Here is a 24,838-nt window from a genome sequence, read left to right as displayed (position 1 = left end):
TTTAAGTTCATCCCATGACACTAAATCACAGGTGAGCCTCTCCCACTCTCATTTAAGTGCAAATATTGGAACTAATGAGGCATGCAAACTAGGCATGGCCAATCAGGTATGGCAAATCAGTTAACGGACAAAGAATCGGAAACACTGTCCACAGCCCGACTTTAAATGTCCAACAAAACCCATATTTGAGCAGGGAGGTTATATAAGAGCCGCAAGTAAGAGGCACATTTAATATCCACTTTTTTCCCTGACAGACGCATCTTACATCCAGCATCAGGCCATTCTGCAAGCCTAATCTTATATATCAACAGGCTGCCGTTACATAACGGCAGCCTCTCTTATGGACTGTGATCTACATCACTTTAATAGTAGCACATAATTAATATAATTAATGAAACGTAGTATGTAAGCATTGTAACTATAGGGAGGATTTAACATGGCATTCGGTTTAGTACGTAAGCTTGTGCTAGGCATCTTGATCGTATCTACAGCTACCTACAGCACGAGCGCTTTCTTTATATTTCAATTAAAGCCATTATTGGCACCGAACATGACAGAGTGGATTTATATTACAGGGGTAATGGGGCTTGGGGTGTTGTGGACATGCGTTCTCGGATGGCTGGCGGCACAGTTCATTATTAGACCCCTGCTGCGACTTACAAAAGTTGTTGATAGTGTGGCGGCCGGCAACCTGAATATTTCTATTCCGAAATATCATTCTCGTGATGAAATAGGAAAGCTGTACCAATCCTTCCAAGTGATGCTGAGTAATCTGCGGCAGATGATCACCAATGTTACAGACAGCGTTTCGGTTACAGACCGAAGTGCCAGTACGCTTGGGTCTGCAATCGGACAAGCAACCAATCATATCGAAATGATTACTTTAACGATTGAACGGATGGCCGAAGGTGCAGCTATGCAAGCATCCTCTGCACAGAAAATGCTGCACAGCGCTGAACAAACCGCGCAGAGCGCACACGGTATAAACAACGAAGCAGAGCGAGCCATCGTATTTGCCGATACAATGGTTCATACGATATCCGATAATGCGACCCAAATGCGTTCTTTGGTAGATGGCATGCTTCATATATCCGAAACAAGTCAGAATACATTACGTATCGTCCGTAGCCTCGAGCTGCAAGCAAGCGAAATCAGTCAGATCTCGCAGCTTGTCAGTCAAATTGCTGACCAGACTCATTTGCTGGCCCTCAATGCTTCTATTGAAGCTGCACATGCTGGCGATCAGGGGCATGGCTTTGCAGTCGTCGCCCAGCATATTCGTAAGCTTGCAACGGACAGCGCAGCTGCTGGCGATCAGATCAATCAGTTAATTGGACAAATGCAAGAACAAACCTTGACTGTCGTTAATGAAACTGACAAGCAGATGCAGCTAATCCATCACGAAACCATAACAGGTGAGAATGCCAAGCTTGCGCTTGATGAGGTTATAACTTCAGTTAATGAAACAGCTCGCGCTTTGCAAAGCATTGTAACGCATATTGCAGAACAAACCGAACAAATTAACAGTATGTTTGATAAAGCCAAAAATATCGCAAGCACAGCCGCCACCATTTCTGATGACGGCTCTCGCATAGCAAGCGCCGCTCAGGAGCAAACAGCAGTTATGCAAGAAATATCTGCTTCCTCTGAATTACTTCTAGATGAAGCGCAGGGTCTAAAACAAAAGACAGTTGTATTTAGCCTATAGTAATAATTAACTGTAAAATCACAGCTTCTCCGAAATACAGCCGTTCAATTATTGATTCGTACTGCCAGTTATTCTTTCATATAGAAAATCAACAACATGCTTAACTTCCATTTGAGAACTCACTCCATGTTTCTCCACACCTAGCTTCATCTGCAGCAGGCAGCCCGGATTGCTGGTAAGCAAGTAACGAGCACCGGTATGTTTGACATGCTCCATTTTACGATCAAGGATTTGCCCTGCCATCTCCGGCTGCGTCACATTATAGATTCCCGCCGAACCGCAGCAGGTGTCAGCATCTTTCATCTCGGTGAAGTTTACATTTGCTACCTGACTCATTAGCTTCCTCGGTGCATTCGAGCTTTTCATTACATTCCGCAAGTGGCAGGAGTCTTGATAGGTAATCGTAACCGGCTCGGTTGCGTTTGCCTCGGACTCCGTAAATGAAGGAAGACGACCATGATCTACTAACAACTGACTCACATCGATGACTCGTGAAGCAAACCACTCTGCAAGCTCATTATATTTGGAATCATCCTTCATCAGGTGGTCATATTCTACAAGAAGTGCTCCACAACCACCCGCGTTGGAGACGATATACTCGATTTCTGCTTCTTTGAACACTTCTAGATTAGTTCTTGCCAGCCCTCTAGCCAAATCCATCTCACCACTATGGGCATGGAGAGCTCCACAGCATACTTGCTCATTCGGAATGACGACTTCGAAGCCCGCTTCAGCCAGCAGCTTGACTGTGTTAACATTTGTCTCAGCAAACATCACATCCATAATGCAGCCACGAAACAAAGCGACACGTGCTATCTTTTCTCCCTTTGCGGGGTATACAGTTCCTAGTCTCTCGACCACACCTTTTCCAGTCGCATCAGGTAAAATTTGCTCCATTTCCCGTAAATGCTTAGGGAACAGACGCATCATACCACTCCCTCTTGCAATGGTTTGCAATCCGGATTTTTGATAGAGAGAAAGTGAAGTACCTAGCAGCTTCAAGCTTTTGCGATGAGGGAAAACACCTTTGAWGAATAGCTTGCGCATTCCAGAAATAGGTGCGCTATGTTCAGCGTGATCTTCAATGGCGTCGCGGGCTTGCTCGATTAATTGTCCATATTTAACATCAGCCGGACACGCTGGTTCGCATGCTCTGCAGCCTAGGCAGTGATTCATTTGGTCCTCAAATGCCTGATCGGGATCCATAATGCCGTCCGCAACAGCTTTCATGAGTGCAATTCGGCCCCGAGGAGATTCTGGTTCAAGCCCTGTTTCTCGGAACGTAGGACAAGCTGGGAGACAAAACCCACAGCGCATACAATTCGTAAGCTGATCGTAATCAAGCTTAGCAAGTAATGTTCTTGCCAGCGGGTTACTATGCTCAATGGCCGGTTTACTTTGAATTTCATTATGAATATGTGTTTGAACACTTGTATTAGCCACGTTCAATCACCACCCTTTTTCTTGTTTCCTTGGCAAATATTTTGCCAGGGTTCAGTAGTTGATGGGGATCGAAAGCATGTTTAATCCCGCGCATAACCTCCATACCTGCACTTCCGATTTTCCATTCCAAGAACGGCGCCTTCACAAGGCCAACGCCATGCTCACCGGTGATGGTCCCACCAAGCTCGATAGCCGCTTCAAAAATTTCCTCAAACGCCTGCTCCACTCGATGAATTTCTTCATGGTCCCTTGCGTCCGTCGTAGCAGTAGGATGCAGATTCCCGTCTCCTGCATGACCAAATGTAGCGATGGAGACATTATATTTTCGAGCAATCTCATTAATACGGAGTACCATATCGGCAATTCTTGAACGAGGAACCGTCGCATCCTCGAGAATTGTAGTTGGTCTAAGTCGAGCCAATGCCGTAAAAGCACTGCGACGCGCAGTCAATAGCTTCTCTGCCTGCTCCCTGGTCTCCGCAACATCTATTCGATCTGCTTTTTCCATTTCACATATTTCTCGAATCCGCTCAATGTCACGTTCGACCGTCTCCGGTTCGCCGTCTTGTTCGATCAATAGGATTGCCTCCATATCTAGCGGAAGACCCAGCTTAGCAAAATCGTTCACAACCCGAATAGTTGGGTTATCCATAAATTCCAACGTAGCCGGTATAATCTTCATTTCAATAATGCGGGATACCGCTCTAGCCGCCCCATACAGATCCTTGAACATCGCGAGCATCGTCTTCTTGCTGGCCGGAGGCGGCACAAGCTTCAACGTTGCTTCAGTTATGATTGCGAGTGTTCCTTCAGAACCTACCAACAGCTTAGTCAGATCATAACCCGCGACATCCTTCATCAGCTTGCCGCCAGTTCGAATAATTTCTCCATTTGCTAGGACTGCCTCTAAGCCGATAACATAATCCTTTGTCGTACCGTATTTGAGCCCGCGCAAGCCTCCCGAGCATTCTGCGATATTGCCGCCAATCGTTGATATCTTCATGCTGCTCGGATCAGGTGGATAAAAAAGTCCTAAAGACTCAACATGATTAATAAATTGTGCTGTTATAATCCCCGGCTGTACGATTGCCGTCAAATTTTCTTGGTCAATCTCCAATATACGATTCATCCGATGCATAACTAATACAACTCCACCTTGGACAGGTACAGTCCCTCCGCACAAATTGGATCCAGAGCCTCGTGGAACTATCGGTACACGGTGAGCGGCAAGAGCTTTCATTATTTCAGATATTTGTTGTGTATTTTCAGGATAGATGACTCCGTCTGGCAAGCTTTGAAGCATCGGAGTTCCGTCGTACGAATGGGTGACCAACGCTTCTTTGTCATCTCGATAGTATTTATCTCCTACAATTCTTCGAAGTTCTTGAGTAAGTGTTGTATCCAACATTAAAATTCCTCCCACATAAACATCAGGTCATCTGATGACTTTTACTTCATTATATTTCATACTTGTAGTATTGTATAGATATCGAATCAAATTGAATTTATCGACGCTCTGGAGGTTCATGATGCGCAATATGAAAATAGAAAACCCGAAAGGCCACGAACTGGTAGCTGATCATATTCTCCTTCAGATCCAATCAGGCGAGCTGCAGCCAGGGCAAAGGCTTCCTTCAGTAGTCCAACTCGCTGAAGCTTACGGCGTTGGTCGTTCTACAATCCGGGAAGGCGTTAGCGCACTAAAAGCTATGGGATGGCTCGATGTCCGCCAAGGAGGAGGAACCTTCGTCAAAGCCGTTCTTCCGAGTGAGACAAAAAACGGGGCTGATCAATTATTCCAAGGTGCCGACTCTTTAATTGAGCTTCTCGAGGTGCGTGGGGTGCTTGAGATTGGAGCGGCGTCCTTTGCTGCTGAAAAACGTACCGAGGATGATTTATCCCGTCTTCGCGGACTCTTATCTGTCATGGAGCAAAGCCTAGGTCGTAATGATACTTCAGAGGGTGAACGTGCTGACGCAGAGTTCCATATGGCGATAGCTGCTGCATCCGGAAATTCCCTACTCATTCAACTCATGGAATCGATATCCGATCGATTTGCAGGATCTATTCGGCAGACTCGCGAATTATGGTTCTATCAGGAGAAAGCGACTGCAGCTCGACTTCTCAATGAACACCAGACTATTTACGAAGCCATTGAGCAACGAGACAAGCAGCGTGCTGCTAAGCTGATTACGGAACATCTAAGTAAAGTCGAGCAGGTACTTAGAGATGCACTTTCATCGAAGTCAATCTCACAATAAAAGCGTCACTTGACCCTCCAACTGATTTATTGTCTTTCACTTCTCCATAGGTTTAAAAGAGCAATAAGTCGGGTAGGTTAAAGGATAATGGATAGGTATTTGTATAACCATTACACCTTTCCTACACAGGAGGTATACATCATGAATAAAAAACTGCTTTATCTCGTTTTGACGATAACGGCTCTGGCATTGGTACTTGCATTAAGCGCATGCGGGAAAAATACTAACAATAACGGAGGGACTAACGTTACTCCAAGCCCCACTGCTGTCGGTGGGGGAGCAGGTCAAACGAAAGATATCACTGTATCTGCTACAAATTTCGAATTTGACCAGAAAGACATTAAACTGAAAGTCGGAGACACGGTTAAGCTTACTCTCAAAAATGTAAACGGCAATCACGGTCTCCAAATCCCAGGTTTAAATGTTAACATCAATAATGGCGAAACAGCTACTTTTACAGTAACCGAAGCAGGTGTCTTTGACTATAATTGCTCTATTCAATGCGGAGCCGGTCATAAAGACATGGTCGGTAAAATCACTGTTTCTTAAAACATTATTACAAATAGGGGCTCCATGTAAGGAGCCCCCTATTAGTTTGTATATTTAATATCAAAATGCCACCTGGCAACATTTTAATCAACAATCGACGTCATTTGTTTGATAACAGCTGCTGCCGCTCCGATAACGATTGCCTCTTCCCCTAAGTTTCCCAAAGAAAAATCCACATGATATAACGAAGAAAAATGAATATTTCTAGTTGCAACCTTTGTTGCTATCTCAAATACCATCGGGTGAGCATTAATAAGCGGGCCACCGAGGATGACCCTTTGTGGGTGAAGCACATTTATAATATTAGAAAGCCCTATTCCGAGGTAAGCAGCCGTCTGATTGAATAACTCAATCATCAGCGGGTCATTCGCCCTTAATGCCTGAACCAGCTGTGGAAAAGAAATGTGATCTATATTCGTCCCATCCTGCAACAGCATACTAGCGCTGCCTTGCTTAAGTTCAGCACGCGCGTGCTGTTCAATCGCATAAATAGTAGCATAAGTATCCAAACTGCCATAGTTGCTATCCTCGCTTAAACGCGGACCATCCGCTTGAATGATCATTTGTCCAATCGAATCCTCAATATCTGCTGCTCCGTATACGATTTTCCCATCTGTCATGACTGCTGAACGCAACCCGACCCCCGCATGTATGTAAATTAAATGCCGGCAGTTCTCGTTCCTCGACGACCAGTGCTCACCTAGAATAGCCATATTAGCGCCATTATCGAGCACAACCGGAATAGAGAGCCTCTCCTCCAGCATATGTTGAATCGGTACATTGGACCAGCCTGTCGCAGGAAAATATAAGGGGTTTATCATATTGCCCTTCGTTCGATCCAAAGGACCAACTGCGCCAACCCCAAGACCAATTACAACGTTTACATCGATGTTCAGCTCAGACATCATGTCGTTTACAGCAATAACAACCTCGCTCACAACAATATCAGGCGTCATCTCTTCGGTCATCGTCCAACGTTTAGAGGCCAGCTTATTTAAGCTCATATCACACATTATGAGCATCGCATTTGTCCGAGATATTTCTAAGCCAAACAAATACCCATATGTCGGATTAACCGTATATAAGATTGGACGTCTTCCTCCGGTAGAATCACCTAAACCCGCTTCCAGTATAAGCTGCTGCTCGCAAAGCTCCTCAAGTGTCCGAGTCATCGTACTGACTGACCACTTCGTTTGCTCTAATAAATGTATTTTGGATATCGTATCTTGTTTTCGTATAAGTTCATAAACTGTTCTATGCTTATCACCTGGTATAACACTATCCAAGAGGTTCATCATTTTCCTCCTAACAGGACAGCGTTATTCGTTGTCCTGTCTTCTACCTATCCAATTGGTCTATTAACGACAGTTGCTCCTTACAAATGATACTGTTTGATTAAGTCCATCTTTTGCTTCCATGTCTCTATACTTAAATTCACACGGTATTCCGCGGGGTTAAGCTTACGCAAATATTGCGGCCAAAAGAGTTCAAGCTGTTCCTCATGATGAATTCGAATTTGCTCAAGCGAAGGCATTTCGTAAACAAGCTCACCATCTGAAAAAATCGGCTTTAATAAAGAAACGGCAGCGTAGTTATCGATAAATTTATGAATATACGGATGGATTGGATCAAAGAGCTTAATTCGCTCACCCCTCTGAATCTCATCCTCATCCCTCAGTGTAATATAATCCGCCTCTGCTTTACCCGTTTCCTTATTAATAATACGGTAAACATCCTTAAAGCCGGGGGTGGATACCTTCTCCGGATTGGCTGAGATTTTAATAACAGGAATATATGCCCCTTCCTTCTCCCTCGCAACCATTTTATATACACCGCCGAGCGAAGGCTGATCTGCTGCTGTTATAAGCTTTGTTCCGACTCCCCAGCTGTCAATTCTTGCACCTTGTCCTTTCAGATTAAAAATCAGATTTTCATCTAAATCGTTGGAAGCAACAATTTTCACATCAGGAAAGCCCGCTTCATCAAGCTGCTTGCGCGCCATCTGCGAGAGATAGGCTAGATCGCCACTGTCGAGACGAATACCTTTTAATCTTTTACCCTGCTTCTCAAGAAGCTTTGCGATCTTTATCGCATTTGGCACACCACTTTTTAGTGTATCATATGTATCGACCAGTAAAGTTACATGATCAGGCAGCGCTTCTGCATATCTGCGAAAAGCGTCCTCCTCCGTATCATGCCCCTGTACCCAAGAGTGCGCATGTGTCCCCTTCGCTGGAATGCCGAAGATCATCCCAGCTCGCATATTGGACGTTGCATGAAAGCCTGCTATATATGCCGCTCTAGCTCCCCATATAGCAGCATCCGCCTCTTGGGCTCGTCTTGTACCGAATTCAAGCAGCACATCGTTAGGCGCAACCTGTTTAATTCGCGAAGCCTTCGTCGCAACTAACGTCTGGTAGTTCATCATATTCAATAGGGCTGTTTCAATCAGCTGCGCCTCAAACACACGCGCTTCGACTCGCAGCAACGGCTCATTTGCAAAGACTAGCGTTCCTTCCTCTGCCGAATGGATATTCCCCTTGAAGCTAAATTGACGAAGCTCCTCCAGAAATTCTTCTTTATAATTTTCTTCCTGTAGCCGCAAGTAAGCAATTTCCTCGTCTCCAAAGCTCAGCGAGCAAATATACTGAACGATTCTCTCTAGTCCAGCGAAAACAGCGTAGCCGTTTCCAAACGGAAGCTTGCGAAAATTAACTTCAAATATCGCTTTTTCGTTCATGCTGCCTTGCATCCAATGCGCATAAATCATATTAATTTGATATTTATCTGTATGTAACGTTAAATTAGGACCATTCATCTTATTCACCTCTTTGTCTTACTTTTTCCTATTAAAGAAATTCTATGTCATTCGTATTCTTATCTATTAAAACACAAAAAAAGCCAACCCTATATTGTCAGTTGGCCTTCATCTTTGTGTTTCATTTGAACCAACCCTTTTCCTTAAAGCGAGTAATCGCTTCGATCCGGTTACTGACATTTAGCTTATCTAGTATAACAGAAATATAATTGCGAACTGTACCTGTTGTAATAAAAAGTTCACTTGCGATTTCCTTCGTGTTTTTCCCATCTGCCACGAGTCCTAATACTTCCTTTTCACGCTCTGTTAAAGGATTTTCTTGGCCGTATGCCTCATCCACAAGCTCCGAGGCATAGATGCGTCGACCCGCCATGACGCTGCGTATAGAATTCGCAAGTTCTTCGCTTGGACTGTCCTTCAATAAATACCCGCTTACGCCTGCCTTGAGCGCACGCTCAAAGTAGCCTGAACGAGCAAAAGTGGTTAATATAATCACTTTGATACCTAAACCTTTAATCTCTTCAGCTGCTTCCAGACCGCTTTTTGCCGGCATTTCGATATCCATGATACAAATATCAGGCTTTAGCTGCTGCGCCAAGCTAATCGCTTCCTGACCGTTGCTTGCTTTGCCTACTACCTTCATATCATCTTCTAAATCAAGCAAAGAAGAGAGGGCACCAAGCAGCATTCGCTGATCTTCGGCAATTACTATGCGTATCATACCCTCAACTCCTTTATTGGTTGTTTGACTAAATTAGGAACTTTTATGATGAGTGTCACGCCGTCATTCACTATAATTTCCATACTGCCGTTCACAAATTCAAGTCGTTCCTTCATCCCTTGCAGACCATGACCGTTATAATTTCTATGCGGTTCCGCAATTCCTACACCATTATCCTTCACACTCAGAACAAGCTCGGCTTGCGAAGACTCTATCACAACAGAACATTCTGATGCGCCGCTATGCTTAACAACATTTGTTACTGCTTCCTTCAGGCACATGCTAAGCACATTTTCAGTAAGCAAGGATGTGTTTGTCAGCTTAGGGTCTCCCTCTAATTGGAACTCTATATCGGCTGCATTCAATATCTGCCTTACACGAAACATCTCGTCCTCAAGTCTTGTGCCGCGCATTTGCGTTACCATTTCCCTAACTTCCTTCAACGCAGTTCTTGCCGTTTGACGAACATCGTTCATTTCCGCTTGTGCCTGCGCTGGGTTTTTAATCATTAATTTTCCCGCTAGATCGCTCTTCAATCCGATGAGTGATAATTTTTGACCCAGGGTATCATGTAAATCTCGCGCAATTCTTTGCCGTTCTTCCATCTTCACAAGCTCTGAAATCCGTTTATGTGCATCCTCTAGTTCATCCTCCAGCTTCTCCTGCTTCTTGCTATTATAAGTATTGAAGGGAAGTAGGATGACAACGATCAGACTGATAAGAATAAAAGGAAACTGCGTGAAAAACAAAGTATTTTGCGTCGCGAATCCATAATTGACCGTAATAAATGTACTCACGATATGAATCGTATAGAGCGTAAAAAAACCAGCTCGGTTTTTGATATTCCCTATAAAAAATGCTAAAAAAATCGAGAAGTACACATAGCTGAACCACAAGGTCATCGCAACGGATATGACGATTTGTACACTTGTCCAGAAATAGACAAGCCATCCTTTGGAAACAAAGGACAGCCAGTAGCAAATGAAAAATAATAGGATCATCCCAATGCCTGAAGCCGCTTGGTATAGAGAGGTCGATTTGAATATGAAGTAAAATGGAAGGATATAAAAAACCAACCATACATAAGGGCTTAGACCAGTGTTTTTGTGAAAGATTTGATACCACTTACTCATTGGCCGTCCGCCCTTTTTTTATCGATCTAATCCATTAAAATGTATGGATCATCATTCATTTTATCATATTTTTTGTACAGGTATTTATTTCCCTTGTAAACTAGGACGCGCAGCCTTCAAACTCTCAGCAGACGCAACTTCGGCAGGATCCTGTTTATGAAGGCGATGCTTAACGCTCTTGAAGCTGACAAACTTTTTGTTCGTCTCGTCCCATAGACGGAAACGAAGCGAGTCTAAGCTTTGACGAATCGTAATTGTCGTAGCTTTTTGAAGCGGCGGTGTATTATTATGAGCTTGCTCTAAATAATAGTTCGGCACCTTTGAGTTCAAATGATGAACGTGGTGGAAGCCGATATTGCCTGTAATCCATTGCAAAACTTTAGGCAATTTATAATAAGAGCTTCCGTCTACTGCAGCATTCACGTAACTCCATTCTTCATTGTTCTCGAAGTAAGAGTCTTCAAATTGATGCTGCACATAAAACAACCATATGCCTAACATACCCGAAATGAAGAATATTGGACCTTGGACTAAAAGCAGTGCTTTCCAGCCAATTGCAAAATACAGTCCAGCATATAATAAAACGAGAAGTAAATTTACCAAATAGGTGTTATTACGTTCTTTACTCCTTGCACCTTTAGCATTAAAGCGATATTGAATGAGGAATACTGCTATTGGACCAATCCCAAACATGACAATCGGAAGGCGATAAATACGATACGCGATACGGCGCATACGCGGCGCTGCCGCATATTCATCAACGGTTAGAACCCACATGTCACCAGTACCTCTCTTATCGAGGTTGCTGCTTGTTGCATGATGGATGGCATGAGAGTTTTTCCATTGTTTATACGGTACAAGAGCAATTACACCCGTAATTGTTCCTACGATGTCATTGGCTAGTTTGCTTTTGAAAAATGAACCATGCGTGCAATCATGAAAAATAATGAACGTTCGAATGACGAACCCCGAAGTAACAATCCCCAGAGCAAGTGTAAGCCAGTAAGATATCGAAAGGCTATAATAAGCCGCATACCAAAGCAGCACTAGTGGCACTAAAGTGTTAATAAGCTGTCTGACACTCGATTTCAAATCCGTTTTTTCATAAGGAGCGATTGTTTTTTTAAGGTTAGCTTGTTTCGGCTCTGTCATCGAATTATTCCTCCTCAATATGACGCTTAGCATGGATCACGGAACGTCTACCGTTGTATTCTAATCTTATTGTAAAGAAAAGAGCAGGCAAGTTGTAGTCATAAACGTCAACTCGTATATATGACAAATGTCATATAGGCACTTGGGAATCATCCTATTATTTGTTAATTAAAAGCCTTACACCTAATATGGACAGAAAAAAGGAGCCGCAGGTCGATTACATCGACATTGCAGCTCCTTCCCCTGTAACGATAGATTATATCGCCCAGTTGCCTTTGCGGAATATCGGAATGATTGTACCATCTCTTTTGATTCCATCGATATCCATCTCCGCAGAGCCAATCATGAAATCATTATGCGTAATGCTGGAGTTGACTCCGTTCTCTACGAGCTCCTCTGCCGTCATTGCTTTGCCGCCAACAATGTTAAAGGCATAACCACTGCCAATAGCAAGGTGGTTCGAAGCATTTTCGTCAAACAAAGTATTGTAGAACAAAATATTAGACTCCGAAATCGGAGACTTATGAGGCACGAGCGCAACCTCTCCGAGATAATGCGAGCCCTCATCGATCTCAACAAGCTTCTCCAAAAACTCAAGGCCTTCCTCAGCCTCTGTCTTCACAATGCGACCATTTTCGAAGGTAAGTTTGAAACGATCAATAATATTGCCGCCATAGCTTAGAGGCTTTGTACTTGATACGTAGCCGTTTGCTCCTGTTTTGAGCGGCACCGTAAATACTTCTTCCGTCGGCATATTCGCCATAAATGATACGTCATTCTGATTTGTACTGCCAGCAGCTACCCATATATGCTTATCTGAAAGTTCTATTGTCAGATCCGTACCTGGTGCAGTATAGTGCAGCTTCTGAATCTGGTTGTCATTCAAAGTTGTAGCCTTGCTATGCAGGGTAGCATTATGCTCTTCCCAAGCCTTAACCGGATCAGCTGCATGAAGACGTACAGAATCGAAAATAGCTTTCCACAATAATTCTATTGCTTCTGCCTCTCCCGCTTCAGGGAAAACTTTAGCAGCCCATTCCTTACCTGCTGCCGCTACAACTGTCCAGCTTACTTTATCTGATTGAATCGCACGTCGGAATTCTTTAAGCCCTTCACCAGATGCCTTCTGATAATTTCCGATCCGTCCTGAATCTATTCCCTTCAACAGATCGGGGCTGGAAGATGTAATCGAAATAAAAGCCGCACCGCGCTTCACGAATAGGTTGCGCTTAAGAGTTTCGAACTCAGGAAACTGTGTGAACACCTCATCAGCAGCTTTCTCATACTTCAAACGTGACAACGTATCATCTGTCCAATCCACATGAACATTTCCTGCTCCAGCAGCATAAGCCTTGCTCGCGATTAGCCGTATTAGATCAGCTGCCTCGATCGCTCCTGTGATGAACACTTCCTGTCCTTGCTGCACGTTTACGCCAGTCTTAACAATAAGTTCCGCATATTTTTCCAAATGGGTTTGCAATTTATTTGACATATGTATTCTCCTTTTCCATAAAGTACATCGGGGATGGTGTAGCTAGAATTGTATATATGATACAACCTAACAGTCATTATCACAAGTCGCGCTAATCAACAATTGTTATCATATAATTAACCGTTAACTACTTCACCTCCATTTACATGAAGGAACTGGCCGGTCATATAGCTGGAATCCTCACAAGCGAGATAAACGAAAGCTGCAGCCAGCTCGTGCGGCTGTCCTGCTCGCTGCATAGGTGTATCAGAGCCGAAGGTCGATACTGACTGTTCGTCGAATGTTGAAGGTATAAGCGGAGTCCAAATGGGTCCAGGAGCAACACCGTTAACGCGGATACCTTTCCCTGCTAAATTAGTAGCTAGCGCACGAGTGAAGGAGACGATGGCACCCTTGGTTGCCGAATAGTCGATTAAGGTTGGATTTCCGCGGTACGCCGTAATGGACGCTGTATTAATAATCGCACTATTTTTCGTCAGATGCGGCAGCGCGGCACTCGTCAAGTAAAACATCCCAAACACATTTGTTCGGAACGTAGCAGTCAACTGCTCCTCTGTTATATCCTCCAGCTTCTGCTTAACATGCTGCTCACCTGCATTATTAACAACAATATCGAGCTTTCCAAGCTCCTTTATCGTACTGTCCACCACGTTCTTACAGAACTTTTCATAACCGATATCCCCAGCAATAATCATACATCTCACACCGTATTTCTCCACTAATGCCTGCGTTGCCTTGGCGTCCTCATGCTCATTTAAATAGACGATACTTATATCGCAGCCTTCCTTCGCAAAAGCTATCGCTACAGCACGACCGATTCCACTATCGCCTCCCGTAATGATCGCAGTCTTACCCTTCAGCTTCCCGGCAGCTTTATATGTGCCCGAATCATAGATAGGCAAAGGATTCATCTCAGATTCAATGCCCGGCTGCTTATTCTGATGCTGAGGTGGAAAAACAGGTTTTTTCGTTGTGGAATTAGACATACTTAATTCAGCTCCTATTTTTTATTGTCTATTACCCTATGGTTACCCATTACCCTCTGACCGATGCGGGAATAACAACTTCATCTTATAAAAAGAGAGGACTTCAACATGTCGACTCGAAAATGGAACCTCACTATTTTTGTCCTATTCATCCTATTTGCCAGCTTGCTCTTGAGCTTCTTGTTTTCAGTTCTCCACATTCGCGAGCTGGTCAAGCCTTTGTCACTGCCCGTTAAAGGAGTCGATGACCCCTTACGAATCGTGTTGATTTCTCAAGAGCTGGACAATCCCTATTGGCGCTCCATTGAAAAAGGTGCGCGAGATGCTTCACAACAATTCAAGATGGATTTTGATTATATGGGTCCGTTCCGTATTAATCCAGAAGAGCAGGTCAAGCTGTTACAGAAGAGTATTACCAAAAAAGTAGATGCCATATTAATCCAAGGAATAGATGATCCTCAGTACCGTACGATAATTACCGAAGCTTCCGCCTTAGGAATCCCTATTATTACGTTAGACACGGATGAGCCTCAGAGCCAGCGACTTTACTATGTTGGCACAGACAATTTTCTAGCTGGAAAACAAATGGGCGAGTTGGTTATACAAGCTTCGGGTGGCCAAGGCAGTATTGGTGTTCTCCTCGGTGATGAACTAGCCTATAATCAGCGGCTTCGACTTGAAGGCTTCCGTTCCGTTATAACTCGTTACCCTGAGCTTATGATCGTCGATGTTCGATCCTCCCATATATCCCGACTTCTAGCAGCCAAACAAACGGAAGAGATATTGCTCAGTCACCCAGAAACCAACTATCTAGTCGGATTCAGTGCTCTTGACGGCTTAGGAATGTTAGATGCCAAAAAGCGGATTCAAAGCGAGCAGCTGCATATATTCGCATTTGACGATCTGAAAGAAACAATGGACGGCATTAGAAGAAAACAGATTACTTCTACTATCGTACAGCAGCCTTATACAATCGGATATGCAGCCATTTCCTTATTGAAAGACTATTTCAACGGAATGATGCCTCCTCAGCAGCATTTTACAAATACATTTGTTATTGACCCGAGTACGATTGATTCTTTTGAAGCTAAGGAAAAAAAACAATGACCATTCGTAAAAAGCTGCTGCTATTTATTCCGTTGCTTGTGCTGCTTACGAATTCAGTCTCCTTCTTCTTATTTGAGAGTGGAAAAACGGTACAACGAAGCTATAATTTGATGATGGATCACATCTTGTTATATAAGCAAACCGTTCAGACTTCTGAAAACCATCTCAGTACTCTATATAGTTATCTAATCGATCCCACTGATAGCAAAAAGGGAAAATTGGAGAAAGAGAAGCAGCAACTACAACAGCTGCGTCAATTGCTAACAGAGAAAAAGGGATCCTCCATTCAATCTTCAGCCCTCACGGGCTATAATAATATGCTGGAAACCCTTCTTGAGCAGGAACAAGCTGCGCTTACTGCTATCTCTGAACATGAACCGAGCGTCGCACTTGCCTATTACCAAAAAGCAGAGTTAACAGCAGGATTTATTCGTGATGAGGGGCTTCACCTCGTTGATGTAGAATTAAGCTTCTATCAACCGATTCACGAGCAAATTCAGCAGCAAAATAAACGGATGAACCAGCTCGGAGCAGCGGTTTTCTTAATTAATACTTTAATGAGTGTGGTACTTGCGATTTGGATTTCTCATAGCATTACAGAACCAGTTAGTTTATTAGTCAGACAGGTGAGACAAATCGCTAAAGGCGATYTGAAAGTGAATCCAGCACCTATCAGAGAGAATGACGAGCTTGGCCTATTATCTGGAGCATTTGAGAAAATGTCTTCTGATTTGATGCTGTTTATCGAGAAGGATAAAGAAAACATTATTAACGATCGGCTAGTCAAAGAATTAGAGCTTCAAACCTTGCAAAGCCAAATCAATCCCCATTTTCTGTTTAATACACTTAATGTTCTGTCCAAGCTAGCACTGCTCGAAGGCGCGGAAAAGACAAGTGATCTGATCGTGTCGATGTCTAATTTAATGCGCTATAATCTACGTAAGCTTGATCAGCCAGTAACCTTGGGCGATGAACTAGAGCATGTGAAGGAATATTTGGTTATTCAACAAACGCGCTTTCGCGACCGCATTCGGCTGGAGCTTAACATTGATGATTCCGCATTACATACTCTTTTACCAGCCCTAACCCTTCAGCCTATTATAGAGAATGCGTTTTTGCATGGAATTGAACAAATGGAACAAGGGGCCGTCATCCGACTGAACATTTCATATGATGAGCAATATTTGCGAATAGCCATATCAGATAACGGTATCGGAATGAGTGAAGATGTAAGACAAGCTTTGCTGCGGCTGGAAGCTGAGCCGGGAACGGCACGTTCAACAGGGTTTGGTACTAGAAACGTATTTAAGCGGCTTCAGTTATTTTACGGACATGATGATCTTGTAGCTATAGATAGTACACTTGGCGTTGGAACGACTGTTACGATTCTCATACCCCCAAGAAAGGAGGGTGATAGCTTTAATGTATCGCCTATTAATCGCTGATGACGAAGCTTTAGAAAGAGAAGGTCTTGAATGGATCATTCAACGTATGCTCCCTAACACATTCCATATCATCCATGCCGCCAACGGTCGAGAGGCCATCGAGCAGGCAGAAGAGCACCGTCCACATATCGTCATGATGGATGTGAATATGCCGGGTATCCAAGGACTCGCCGCCATTAAGGAAATTAAAGAACGATTGCCCAATACAAAGTTTGTTCTGGTAACCGCTTATGATTATTTCGCTTATGCTAAGGAGGCTCTATCGCTTGGCGTTAAGGAATACCTAGTTAAGCCAGCTAAGCGGGATCAGATAATTTCTATTCTAAATCTGCTGATTGTCGAGCTGGAGCAAGACTCCCACAAGCGAAAGGACGAGCTTTCGCTGCGGCATAAGGTTTCTCAATTGCTGCCTTTAGTCGAAAATGAACTCGCATTAATGTTCATGTTCGATCAAATATTGGATACAGCTGCTGAACAGCTATCAGAGTGGCTTGAATTCCCGCTAGATCAGGGCTGTGCGATCGTTATTGCTTTCCCGGAATTAATCGACCTGCATGATAAACACAAAATTTACGATATGGTTCGCGGCTTTGCCAAAGCCTATGGGATATCTAGTGTTGTGAGCTCTTTAATTGACCGCCATATCGCCATCTTCTTGCGCAAATCGCAAGGAGCTTCAGATGACTTATGGTTAGAGATGATTGCGAAATACGGGGAAAAAATATTGGCTGAGGCGGAACGACAGCTTGGATATAACGTTTCGATTGGAATCGGTACGACTAGAAACGGAGCGAATGGACTTCGCAAATYCTATTTTGAAGCGGTATTTGCTTCCAGCTATTATGAAGATAACGGACATGTCTGCCACTTCGAGAAATTAAAGCATAGCGATGGAAGACCCGTCTCAGAAACGGAAAGTCCTATTTTAAATGCAGAGCCTATGCAGAGAACCTACGTCATTACTGCTCTTGAGCATATTCGCGAGGAACGTGAACGGCAAACCTTAACTGTCTTAGACCACGCGCAAAACTATATTCTAGATAGGTTCACCGATGAGCTTTCACTTGAAGAAGTAGCTGATTTCGTCCATCTAAACCCCCACTACTTTAGCAAGATTTTCAAGCAGCAGGTTGGAATAACGTTCATAGATTTTATTACTACCTTACGTATTGATAAGGCGAAGGCCTTAATGGTTTCTGAGCAGGTAAGCTTAAAGGAAGTATGCTTCGAAGTTGGTTATAAAGACCCTAATTATTTTAGCCGCGTGTTCAAACGTGTTACAGGAATTACACCTACCGAATATCGGAATCAATTGAAGTGATTATTGAACCAGTCCCAAGTTGCTTGCACTGTAAGTAAGTTCATGTCCGGATGACATGGACTTTTTTGTGTTATAAAGACAACAATGTGCTATACGTTCTTACAATACTGCCCTTATGATGAATAGTCTAAAATAAATGCGGGAAGAACACAGATAAGTGAAGATGAATCTTCCCTAGACGGACATTCTCTCATGCTATACTGGAGGTCGTTTGGAAGAGAAGTGACTGGAAGGAGCAACTGAAAGTGGCAATAAACACAAGTACAGATACAGAAGGCAAGCAAGTAAGCCTCAAATTTGTAACCTTAGTTTCGATTGTATCCGCTTTGGGCGGCTTACTATTTGGATTTGATACAGCAGTCGTATCGGGTGCGATCGGTTTTATGGAGCATCATTTTCAATTAAATGATTTTGAAGTTGGCTGGGCTGTATCCAGTTTAATTATCGGCTGTATCGTGGGTGCCGGACTCTCCGGAATTTTAAGTGATAGGTTTGGTCGGAAAAGAGTACTTATTACAGCCGCTATTCTATTCATTATCGGCTCTATCGGTTCTGCTATACCGGAGACGTTTTCCGGTTATATTATTGCTCGTATTATCGGCGGTTTAGGTATCGGTATCACCTCCACCCTATGTCCGCTCTATAACGCAGAAATTGCACCGGCCAAATACCGAGGCCGTTTAGTTGCTTTAAATCAGCTTGCCGTCGTTACCGGTATTTTCCTCACTTACTTCGTTAACCTGGGCTTTGCAAATTACGGGGATGAAGCTTGGGGTATTTCTACCGCTTGGCGCTGGATGTTTGCAGTAGGGGCTATTCCTGGTGCCTTGTTCCTCATCTTGCTTTTGTTTGTGCCGGAAAGCCCTAGATGGTTAATTAAACAAGGTAGAGCAGCAGATGCCTTGCCCATATTATTACGGATTCACGGCGAAGAGCTCGCAAAGAAAGAAGTCCTTGATATTAAAGAGTCGTTCATGCATGAAGGTGGATCGATTCGTCAGCTATTCAAACCTGGGCTTCGCATCGCTTTAATTATCGGAGTAGCGCTTGCTGTCCTTCAGCAAGTAACCGGTATCAATGCTGTTATGTACTATGCTCCCGAAATATTCAAGGCAACAGGTGCTGGTACGAACGCATCCCTTGTTCAAACGATTCTTGTCGGCTTCATTAATTTCGCCTTCACTATTTTGTCCTTATGGCTTATCGACAAGGTCGGGCGTAAAGCGCTATTGCTCGTAGGTACGTCTTCCATGACGATATGCTTGATCGTTATCGGTATAGCTTTCCAACTTGGTCATACTTCCGGACCTTTGATTCTAATTTTTATTTTGCTATATGTCGCTTCGTTCGCCATCTCGCTTGGTCCAGTCGTATGGGTGGTCATGTCCGAGATTTTCCCGAATCGTATTCGAGGTAAAGCTACCGCAATTGCCGCTATGGCGCTGTGGGCTGCTGACTATGTAGTCTCTCAGTCATTCCCGCCTATGCTAAGCTTTGCAGGACCTTCCATTACGTTTTGGATTTTTGGTGCAATGTCCTTATTCACCTTCTTGTTCACTTGGCGCGTAGTGCCAGAGACGAAAGGAAAATCGCTTGAGGAAATTGAAACGATGTGGACTCCTAAGAAAGCTTAATGAATACAACTAATGAGTTCCTTTCTAAATGAAAATATTATCAAAAACAATAATGACCTTTATAACCACTTAAAAAAGCCCAAAAGATAGGCACCTCTTCTTTCAAAGGGTCTATCCTTTGGGCTTTAGTATTTGAAATGACTGCTTTAGTTCTTATAAATGACTTAATAAGTTCGCGCGAATATCCGATAGTGCTTCATTTCTGATTAGCTTTCCATCCTCGAATACGATCTCCAATAGATCCTCCGCTTTACGCTGTTCATATTCCGTTACCGTTAGATTATCTGTATAACTAATTACACCATCCTGTTCCGTAACAAGAACAAGACCTGTTTGTGATTTTTTGACACCATTATCTGTTTTCGGATCCTTGTAAATTTTGCGTTCTTCACCGTTAACAATCGTAAAGGTCGATTTCAAAGCGAATCCAAACGTATCACGTGTGTTGTATTGGTAAGTGTACGAACCAATGCCGTATACCATATTGGTCGAAGCAAAGCCTTTGGCCGCAAGTCGCTCACACATCTCCTGACAGCGCGAGATCGTTATCGCATCACCATAAATGGCTCCAATATGGCTATCCAGCTGCTTATAGCCTTTACTTGTAGTTGTTCCTCCAAAAATATCCCACAGTATTTCTATGACACCTTTACGCTCGAACTCGCTCTTACCGTCTGGATCTCCACAAATGATTTTAACTGGATCTCCGCTATCAGGACGAATAACGACCTTGCCATCTCTGCTCATAATATCTTCTTTCAGGCCACGGATAACGACATCCAGCACACTCCACAAATCCCATGTATCCGATACTATCGAGACGAAGCCATTTGGATAAACCTCTTTGATCAAATAACGGTACGAAGCCATTTCATCTCGTCCGTGTGCACACATGACACTATGCTCAGTTGCTGGTATCGAAGTGCCAACCAGTTCATTCTCTATATTCGCGTTATAGTAGTTTTCCAAATAAAGAATAGCTGGAATTGTATCCGTCCCTGTAAACGAAATCAGATGACCTGCACTGCTGCCAAGCGCCGTTTCAAGCGAGCCCATTCCCCTCATGGAGAAATCATGTCCTTGAAAAGGTACGCCTGCCGTATCACCGTTCGTTTGAAGAGCGAATGCTTCAAGAATTTTACGGTACTCAAATGCGAGCGTGGCGCTTGTAGCTGGCATCCATAATTGGCAAGACATCAGCGTCTCCAAATAATTCGTAAGCCAGAAAAACTCAGGCTTCGTATTTTCAACGGTCAGCATCGGCACCTTGATCGGAACCAGAGTGCCTTCTTTGGCCGCTTTAATCTTGATCGGTAAATAACCGAGCTCATGCAGCTCTTCGATATGCTTGGCATCCGGCTCAGGCGTACCAAGCGCAAACTGAATGACTCTTTTGTACTCTGCTACTACGTCTTCCCTTGTTCTTGCGAAGAAATGCTCATTAAAATATTCAATCATATATTGCTTAATAAACGATTGAAAGCCAAAAGCTACAACCTCATTGATGCCTTCGAGACGACTCGTACGTGCTGTCCAGGTCGAGTAGACAAGCTCAGTTCCTTTTGGGTACTGATTTTTGTGGCTTACCTTATAAAAATCACATAGAAGTGTAGCTGGATAAACAAATGGTTGGTTCATTTTAAATCCCTCCGATTTCGTATACGTGAATTTTCTCATGCTCTGACTTTTCCAATATCGTATTCGTCGTAAACACTTTATCAATTAAAGTAGTCTTTAATAGCTCGCCTTTATAAATCGAATGCTCGCAGTGACCAACAAGCAAGTAAACCTCAGAGGCTCCTATTTCCCTTAGCTTCTCCGCACTCCGTATAAAGGTCCCGCCATAGGAGCAAAGATCATCAATTATTATTGCTTTAAAGCCTCCGCGGTCCACGTCCCCTACTACATCCAAGCTTTTAATTTGGCCCGTCTGGAAATCACGAACCTTAAAGCCAACAAGCTGCTTATAACCATCTACCTTGCTATATCGTTTCTGAGCACCGGCATCAGGGTAGAATAAGTAATCCTGCACTGGATTGAATCCAACCTCAGCAACGACTCGTTCCAGCAATTGAATAGTTGGGTATCTGCCAATACTGCGGTCTATAAGCGCAAGCGATACATCTGAGTGCGGCTCTATGATAGTCACCGTCTCGAAGTTCAATCGATTGATAAAGCCCGATACATATTTTAATGTAAACGCTGAAGTTCCTTCTACTCGATCCATTCGACTATAGGGCATATAGTATATGGTTAAGGCGCATGCGACCCTTTTATCATCCAAGTAACTTTTCACGAACATCAGCTTAATGAGATCACCATCATTCTCATACTTCCAAGTAATCGTATTGTAATCCGCCATATGCACAATAATTTCATCACCGTTAACCAATGTCTCCCCATTGGGAAACTGCTTGGCGCTAAGCTCAAATCCATTCAACTTCAACATGCCATCACTCTCCTTGTCTCCGTTCAGCTATAAATAGATAACTGTGGTTCCGCATCGGTAAAATGGTACAATTGTGCCGCTCGCTGCGAGTATTGTTTGGATTGCTTTAATTCGCCTTTCTCATTCTTCGATTCCTCAATGATACCTTTACGACTCTGTGTTGACGTAATTTTACGAATAAAGTTTCGTTCTTCAAATGCAGGGACAACGGTTTGAATGACCTGGTACAGCTCACTGATCGTAAACTCTTCAGGGAGGAATTGCTTAGCAATTGTTGTTGTCATCATCTTCTTGCGAATTTCTTGCAAAGCATCCGTCAATATTTCATGATGATCAAAAGCTAAACCCATCTTTAAGGCTTCCTCTACCGGGAACAGCCTTACATCCGCAGCATCAACCGCTGCTTGCCGCTTCTCCAGCACTCGCTCATTAACAAGTGTTAGAAATGCGTGTGAGATGATCCATCCGCGAGGATCACGTCCAGGGGCGCTATACACGTTAAAATAATCAATATGGACATCCTCAATAGCTGTTTCTTCCTTCAACTCACGCTTTGCACATTCGTATAACGTTTCCGTCTCCTTCGTAAAACCGCCTGGAAGCGCCCATTTCCCATCAAATGGCCAAATTTTACGTTGGATTAACAGCACCTGCAGCTCACGTGAAGGCAGCGCCTTCTTAGACGATTGCTTTTCCGTTGATACAATTGTGAAAATGACGATATCTGCCGGAGCTCCATCAGGCGTACGGTAATCACGTACAGAATAGTTAGATTCATTTTCGACCATTGTTACCGTTCACCTGCTCATATTCATTATTTCGTTTTGATATTATCATTATGACATTTATAAATATAAAGTCAAGTGCGGTTTACATAAATAGGTATTAGGTCGTAGTTATTAGTCCATTTAGGCTCTATCTGCATACAAAAAAAGCCCCCCAAAACTCGGGAGGCCAACCTTATCTATGCTTACTAATTCAAATCCGCCGGATAGACGAGTCCGATTTGCTTTCTACCTTCGTCCACGATTTCTAACGTCATTAAAGAATTTTCAAAAGAATTAACCGACGACTCCGTCCGCCCCGCCTTTATCAGTTCTATAAACTCCGTTACCTCATAAAACATCGAATTACTTCGAGTTGGCTGTGATATGTCTTCTTTTGTTCCGTCGCGATATTGAATCTCTATCTTTACTGAATCGCTAATCTTATCAATTATGATGCTTCCGTTCTCCCCTTGAATTTCGGAGGGCAGCGAGGAGTGGGTTATTTTCGAATACATAAGAACCGCATCCATATTCGGATATTGCAGCACCATGCTGCCTTCACCATCCACGCCAGACTCCAACATAACAGCTGTTGCTTTCACAGCATCTGGTTTGCCGAATAAAGCGACTAGTGGATAAATGCAGTAAACGCCTAGATCCATTAATGTCCCATTCGAGAAGGCTGGATTAAATGCATTAAGGATGTTGCCAGCTTTATAAGCATCATACCTCGAAGAATACTGGCAGAAGCTCGCAAAATAACGACGAACCGTCCCTATTTTATGTAGATTCTCTTGTATCGCCTTAAAGCTAGGCAGGAAGGTCGACTTTAGTGCCTCCATCAAAAGCACATTATTTGCTTTGGAAGCCGCAATCATCTGGTGGAATTCCTTGGCGTTCGACGCTACCGGCTTCTCACACAACACATGAATCCCTTGGTTCATGCAAGTAATGGCATGTGACGAGTGGAAGGAGTTCGGGCTTGCGATATAGACGGCATCAATCTCTCCGCTTGCAGCCATAGCTTCTACATCTGTGAAAATATGAGCTATTCCATACTTTGATGCGAAAGTGCTTGCCGTTTCCTCTTTGCGAGAATAAACAGCAGTTAGAGCAAAGCCGTCTGCCTCCAGTGCCCCATCAATAAATCTTTCCGTAATCCAGTTCGTGCCGATGATCCCAAAACGTATCATAATAGTAGCTCCTTGAAGTAGTTTAGTTGGATAATTCCTGCATCCGTTACTCATCATTATAATGGTGCAATAGCTCTATTGTCCAAATTTCACGGAGTTCTTTTTTGACAAGTTGGATGATTTGTATTACTGTATGCCTGAACGTGGTGGTTATTAACGCGTTTAAATATCCGTATTTCATCTCACATTTATACGAGATTATCACACGTAATTATATTAATTACAGAATAGGAGCCACACTGTTGAACATGATCTTTCTACTCATTCTAATCTTAATCACCTATGCTGCTGTCACAATGATGTATCTGCCTCAAACCAAACCCAATCACCATTTTTTATTTGGTGTCAGCCTGCCAGATCATGTGCTTGAAGACGAACGGCTTAAACAAATCAAGCTGGATTACAAAAAGTCATTCATCATCTACAGCATTATAGTCTTGCTATTCGTGCTGCCTTTATTTTTTATCGCAAGCTATTTCTCTATGGCACTGATTTATACGTTTTTGTGGATTTTCGGAGTAATTTATACGTCAAGAATCCCTTTCAAAAACAGTCATACCCGAGTAGCTCTACTAAAAAGAGAGCAGGATTGGTTTGTTGGGGAAAAACGACTCTTAAAAATCGATACTGAGGTGTCCCGTTTAAAGGCAATCCAGATT

At 43.3% G+C, this 24,838-nt stretch carries 21 protein-coding genes; 8 read left to right on the top strand and 13 right to left on the bottom strand.

The annotated features are described in order from the left end of the window. Positions 1-436: 436 nt before the first annotated feature. Positions 437-1,708, top strand: a complete 1,272-nt coding sequence (locus AC1DWN_RS10695; protein ID WP_477558888.1) for a methyl-accepting chemotaxis protein — start codon at positions 437-439, stop codon at positions 1,706-1,708. A gap of 48 nt (positions 1,709-1,756) precedes the next feature. Here the strand turns inward: AC1DWN_RS10695 and AC1DWN_RS10690 are convergent, their stop codons facing one another. Together AC1DWN_RS10690 and AC1DWN_RS10685 are read right to left on the bottom strand one after the other, a co-directional pair. After that, the gene (locus AC1DWN_RS10690) at positions 1,757-3,124 is read right to left on the bottom strand and encodes a (Fe-S)-binding protein (protein WP_477558889.1); all 1,368 of its coding nucleotides are present in this window, start codon (positions 3,122-3,124) and stop codon (positions 1,757-1,759) included. 19 nt (positions 3,125-3,143) lie between these two features. Further along, entirely contained in the window at positions 3,144-4,559 is a 1,416-nt protein-coding gene (locus AC1DWN_RS10685; protein WP_477558887.1) for an FAD-binding oxidoreductase, read from the bottom strand. 118 nt (positions 4,560-4,677) lie between these two features. On the opposite strand from AC1DWN_RS10685, the gene AC1DWN_RS10680 reads away from it, so the two are divergent. After that, on the top strand, positions 4,678-5,412 hold the full coding sequence (locus AC1DWN_RS10680; protein WP_477558886.1) for a FadR/GntR family transcriptional regulator: 735 nt from the start codon (positions 4,678-4,680) through the stop codon (positions 5,410-5,412). 141 nt (positions 5,413-5,553) lie between these two features. Then, positions 5,554-5,961 (top strand): cupredoxin domain-containing protein, encoded by a 408-nt coding sequence (locus AC1DWN_RS10675; protein ID WP_477558885.1) that lies wholly within the window; start codon positions 5,554-5,556, stop codon positions 5,959-5,961. An 83-nt stretch (positions 5,962-6,044) separates the two neighbouring features. On the opposite strand, the gene AC1DWN_RS10670 is transcribed toward AC1DWN_RS10675, so the two are convergent. The 7 genes from AC1DWN_RS10670 to AC1DWN_RS10640 form a co-directional block, all read right to left on the bottom strand. Beyond that, a complete protein-coding gene (locus tag AC1DWN_RS10670; RefSeq protein ID WP_477558884.1) occupies positions 6,045-7,259 on the bottom strand; it encodes an ROK family protein in 1,215 nt (404 codons plus the stop codon). A 77-nt stretch (positions 7,260-7,336) separates the two neighbouring features. Further along, positions 7,337-8,779, bottom strand: a complete 1,443-nt coding sequence (locus AC1DWN_RS10665; protein WP_477558883.1) for a nicotinate phosphoribosyltransferase — start codon at positions 8,777-8,779, stop codon at positions 7,337-7,339. Positions 8,780-8,900: 121 nt separating this feature from the next. Further along, positions 8,901-9,500, bottom strand: a complete 600-nt coding sequence (locus tag AC1DWN_RS10660; RefSeq protein WP_477558882.1) for a response regulator — start codon at positions 9,498-9,500, stop codon at positions 8,901-8,903. Further along, positions 9,497-10,633 carry a sensor histidine kinase gene (locus AC1DWN_RS10655; RefSeq protein ID WP_477558881.1) on the bottom strand — a complete coding sequence of 379 codons (1,137 nt, stop codon included), beginning with the start codon at positions 10,631-10,633 and terminating at the stop codon, positions 9,497-9,499. Before AC1DWN_RS10655 ends, AC1DWN_RS10660 begins: the two co-directional genes overlap by 4 nt. 84 nt (positions 10,634-10,717) lie before the next feature. After that, entirely contained in the window at positions 10,718-11,785 is a 1,068-nt protein-coding gene (gene desA, locus AC1DWN_RS10650) for a Delta(5) desaturase DesA (protein ID WP_477558880.1), read from the bottom strand. Positions 11,786-12,041: 256 nt separating this feature from the next. Then, positions 12,042-13,277 (bottom strand): aminopeptidase, encoded by a 1,236-nt coding sequence (locus AC1DWN_RS10645; protein WP_477558879.1) that lies wholly within the window; start codon positions 13,275-13,277, stop codon positions 12,042-12,044. A gap of 116 nt (positions 13,278-13,393) precedes the next feature. Further along, positions 13,394-14,263: an SDR family oxidoreductase gene (locus AC1DWN_RS10640; protein ID WP_477558878.1), complete on the bottom strand. Its 870-nt coding sequence runs from the start codon at positions 14,261-14,263 to the stop codon at positions 13,394-13,396. Positions 14,264-14,371: 108 nt separating this feature from the next. Here AC1DWN_RS10640 and AC1DWN_RS10635 point away from each other — a divergent pair, with 108 nt between their 5' ends. From AC1DWN_RS10635 to AC1DWN_RS10620, 4 genes are all read left to right on the top strand, one after another. Continuing rightward, positions 14,372-15,370: a substrate-binding domain-containing protein gene (locus AC1DWN_RS10635; RefSeq protein ID WP_477558877.1), complete on the top strand. Its 999-nt coding sequence runs from the start codon at positions 14,372-14,374 to the stop codon at positions 15,368-15,370. Then, positions 15,367-16,815: a sensor histidine kinase gene (locus AC1DWN_RS10630; protein WP_477558876.1), complete on the top strand. Its 1,449-nt coding sequence runs from the start codon at positions 15,367-15,369 to the stop codon at positions 16,813-16,815. The genes AC1DWN_RS10635 and AC1DWN_RS10630 overlap by 4 nt, the downstream gene beginning before the upstream one ends. Next, positions 16,793-18,136 carry a response regulator transcription factor gene (locus tag AC1DWN_RS10625; RefSeq protein ID WP_477558875.1) on the top strand — a complete coding sequence of 448 codons (1,344 nt, stop codon included), beginning with the start codon at positions 16,793-16,795 and terminating at the stop codon, positions 18,134-18,136. Before AC1DWN_RS10630 ends, AC1DWN_RS10625 begins: the two co-directional genes overlap by 23 nt. A 245-nt stretch (positions 18,137-18,381) precedes the next feature. Beyond that, positions 18,382-19,770 (top strand): sugar porter family MFS transporter, encoded by a 1,389-nt coding sequence (locus AC1DWN_RS10620; protein ID WP_477558874.1) that lies wholly within the window; start codon positions 18,382-18,384, stop codon positions 19,768-19,770. A gap of 153 nt (positions 19,771-19,923) precedes the next feature. Here the strand turns inward: AC1DWN_RS10620 and AC1DWN_RS10615 are convergent, their stop codons facing one another. From AC1DWN_RS10615 to AC1DWN_RS10600, 4 genes are all read right to left on the bottom strand, one after another. After that, the gene (locus AC1DWN_RS10615) at positions 19,924-21,408 is read right to left on the bottom strand and encodes a nicotinate phosphoribosyltransferase (RefSeq protein WP_477558873.1); all 1,485 of its coding nucleotides are present in this window, start codon (positions 21,406-21,408) and stop codon (positions 19,924-19,926) included. 1 nt (position 21,409) lies between these two features. Then, on the bottom strand, positions 21,410-22,219 hold the full coding sequence (locus AC1DWN_RS10610; protein WP_477558872.1) for a ribose-phosphate pyrophosphokinase: 810 nt from the start codon (positions 22,217-22,219) through the stop codon (positions 21,410-21,412). Positions 22,220-22,242: 23 nt separating this feature from the next. After that, positions 22,243-23,007, bottom strand: coding sequence for an NUDIX domain-containing protein (locus AC1DWN_RS10605; RefSeq protein WP_477558871.1), 765 nt, complete (start codon positions 23,005-23,007; stop codon positions 22,243-22,245). A gap of 185 nt (positions 23,008-23,192) precedes the next feature. Next, positions 23,193-24,179, bottom strand: coding sequence for a Gfo/Idh/MocA family protein (locus AC1DWN_RS10600; RefSeq protein WP_477558870.1), 987 nt, complete (start codon positions 24,177-24,179; stop codon positions 23,193-23,195). Positions 24,180-24,421: 242 nt separating this feature from the next. Between AC1DWN_RS10600 and AC1DWN_RS10595 the strand changes: the two genes are divergently transcribed. Beyond that, a partial coding sequence (locus AC1DWN_RS10595; protein ID WP_477558869.1) for a hypothetical protein occupies positions 24,422-24,838 on the top strand: 417 nt, incomplete at its 3' end.

The sequence above is a fragment of the Paenibacillus sp. P4_A7 genome (assembly GCF_056402455.1).
Note: the sequence above shows the minus strand (reverse complement) of the source record. Positions and strands in the feature narration are given on the sequence as shown.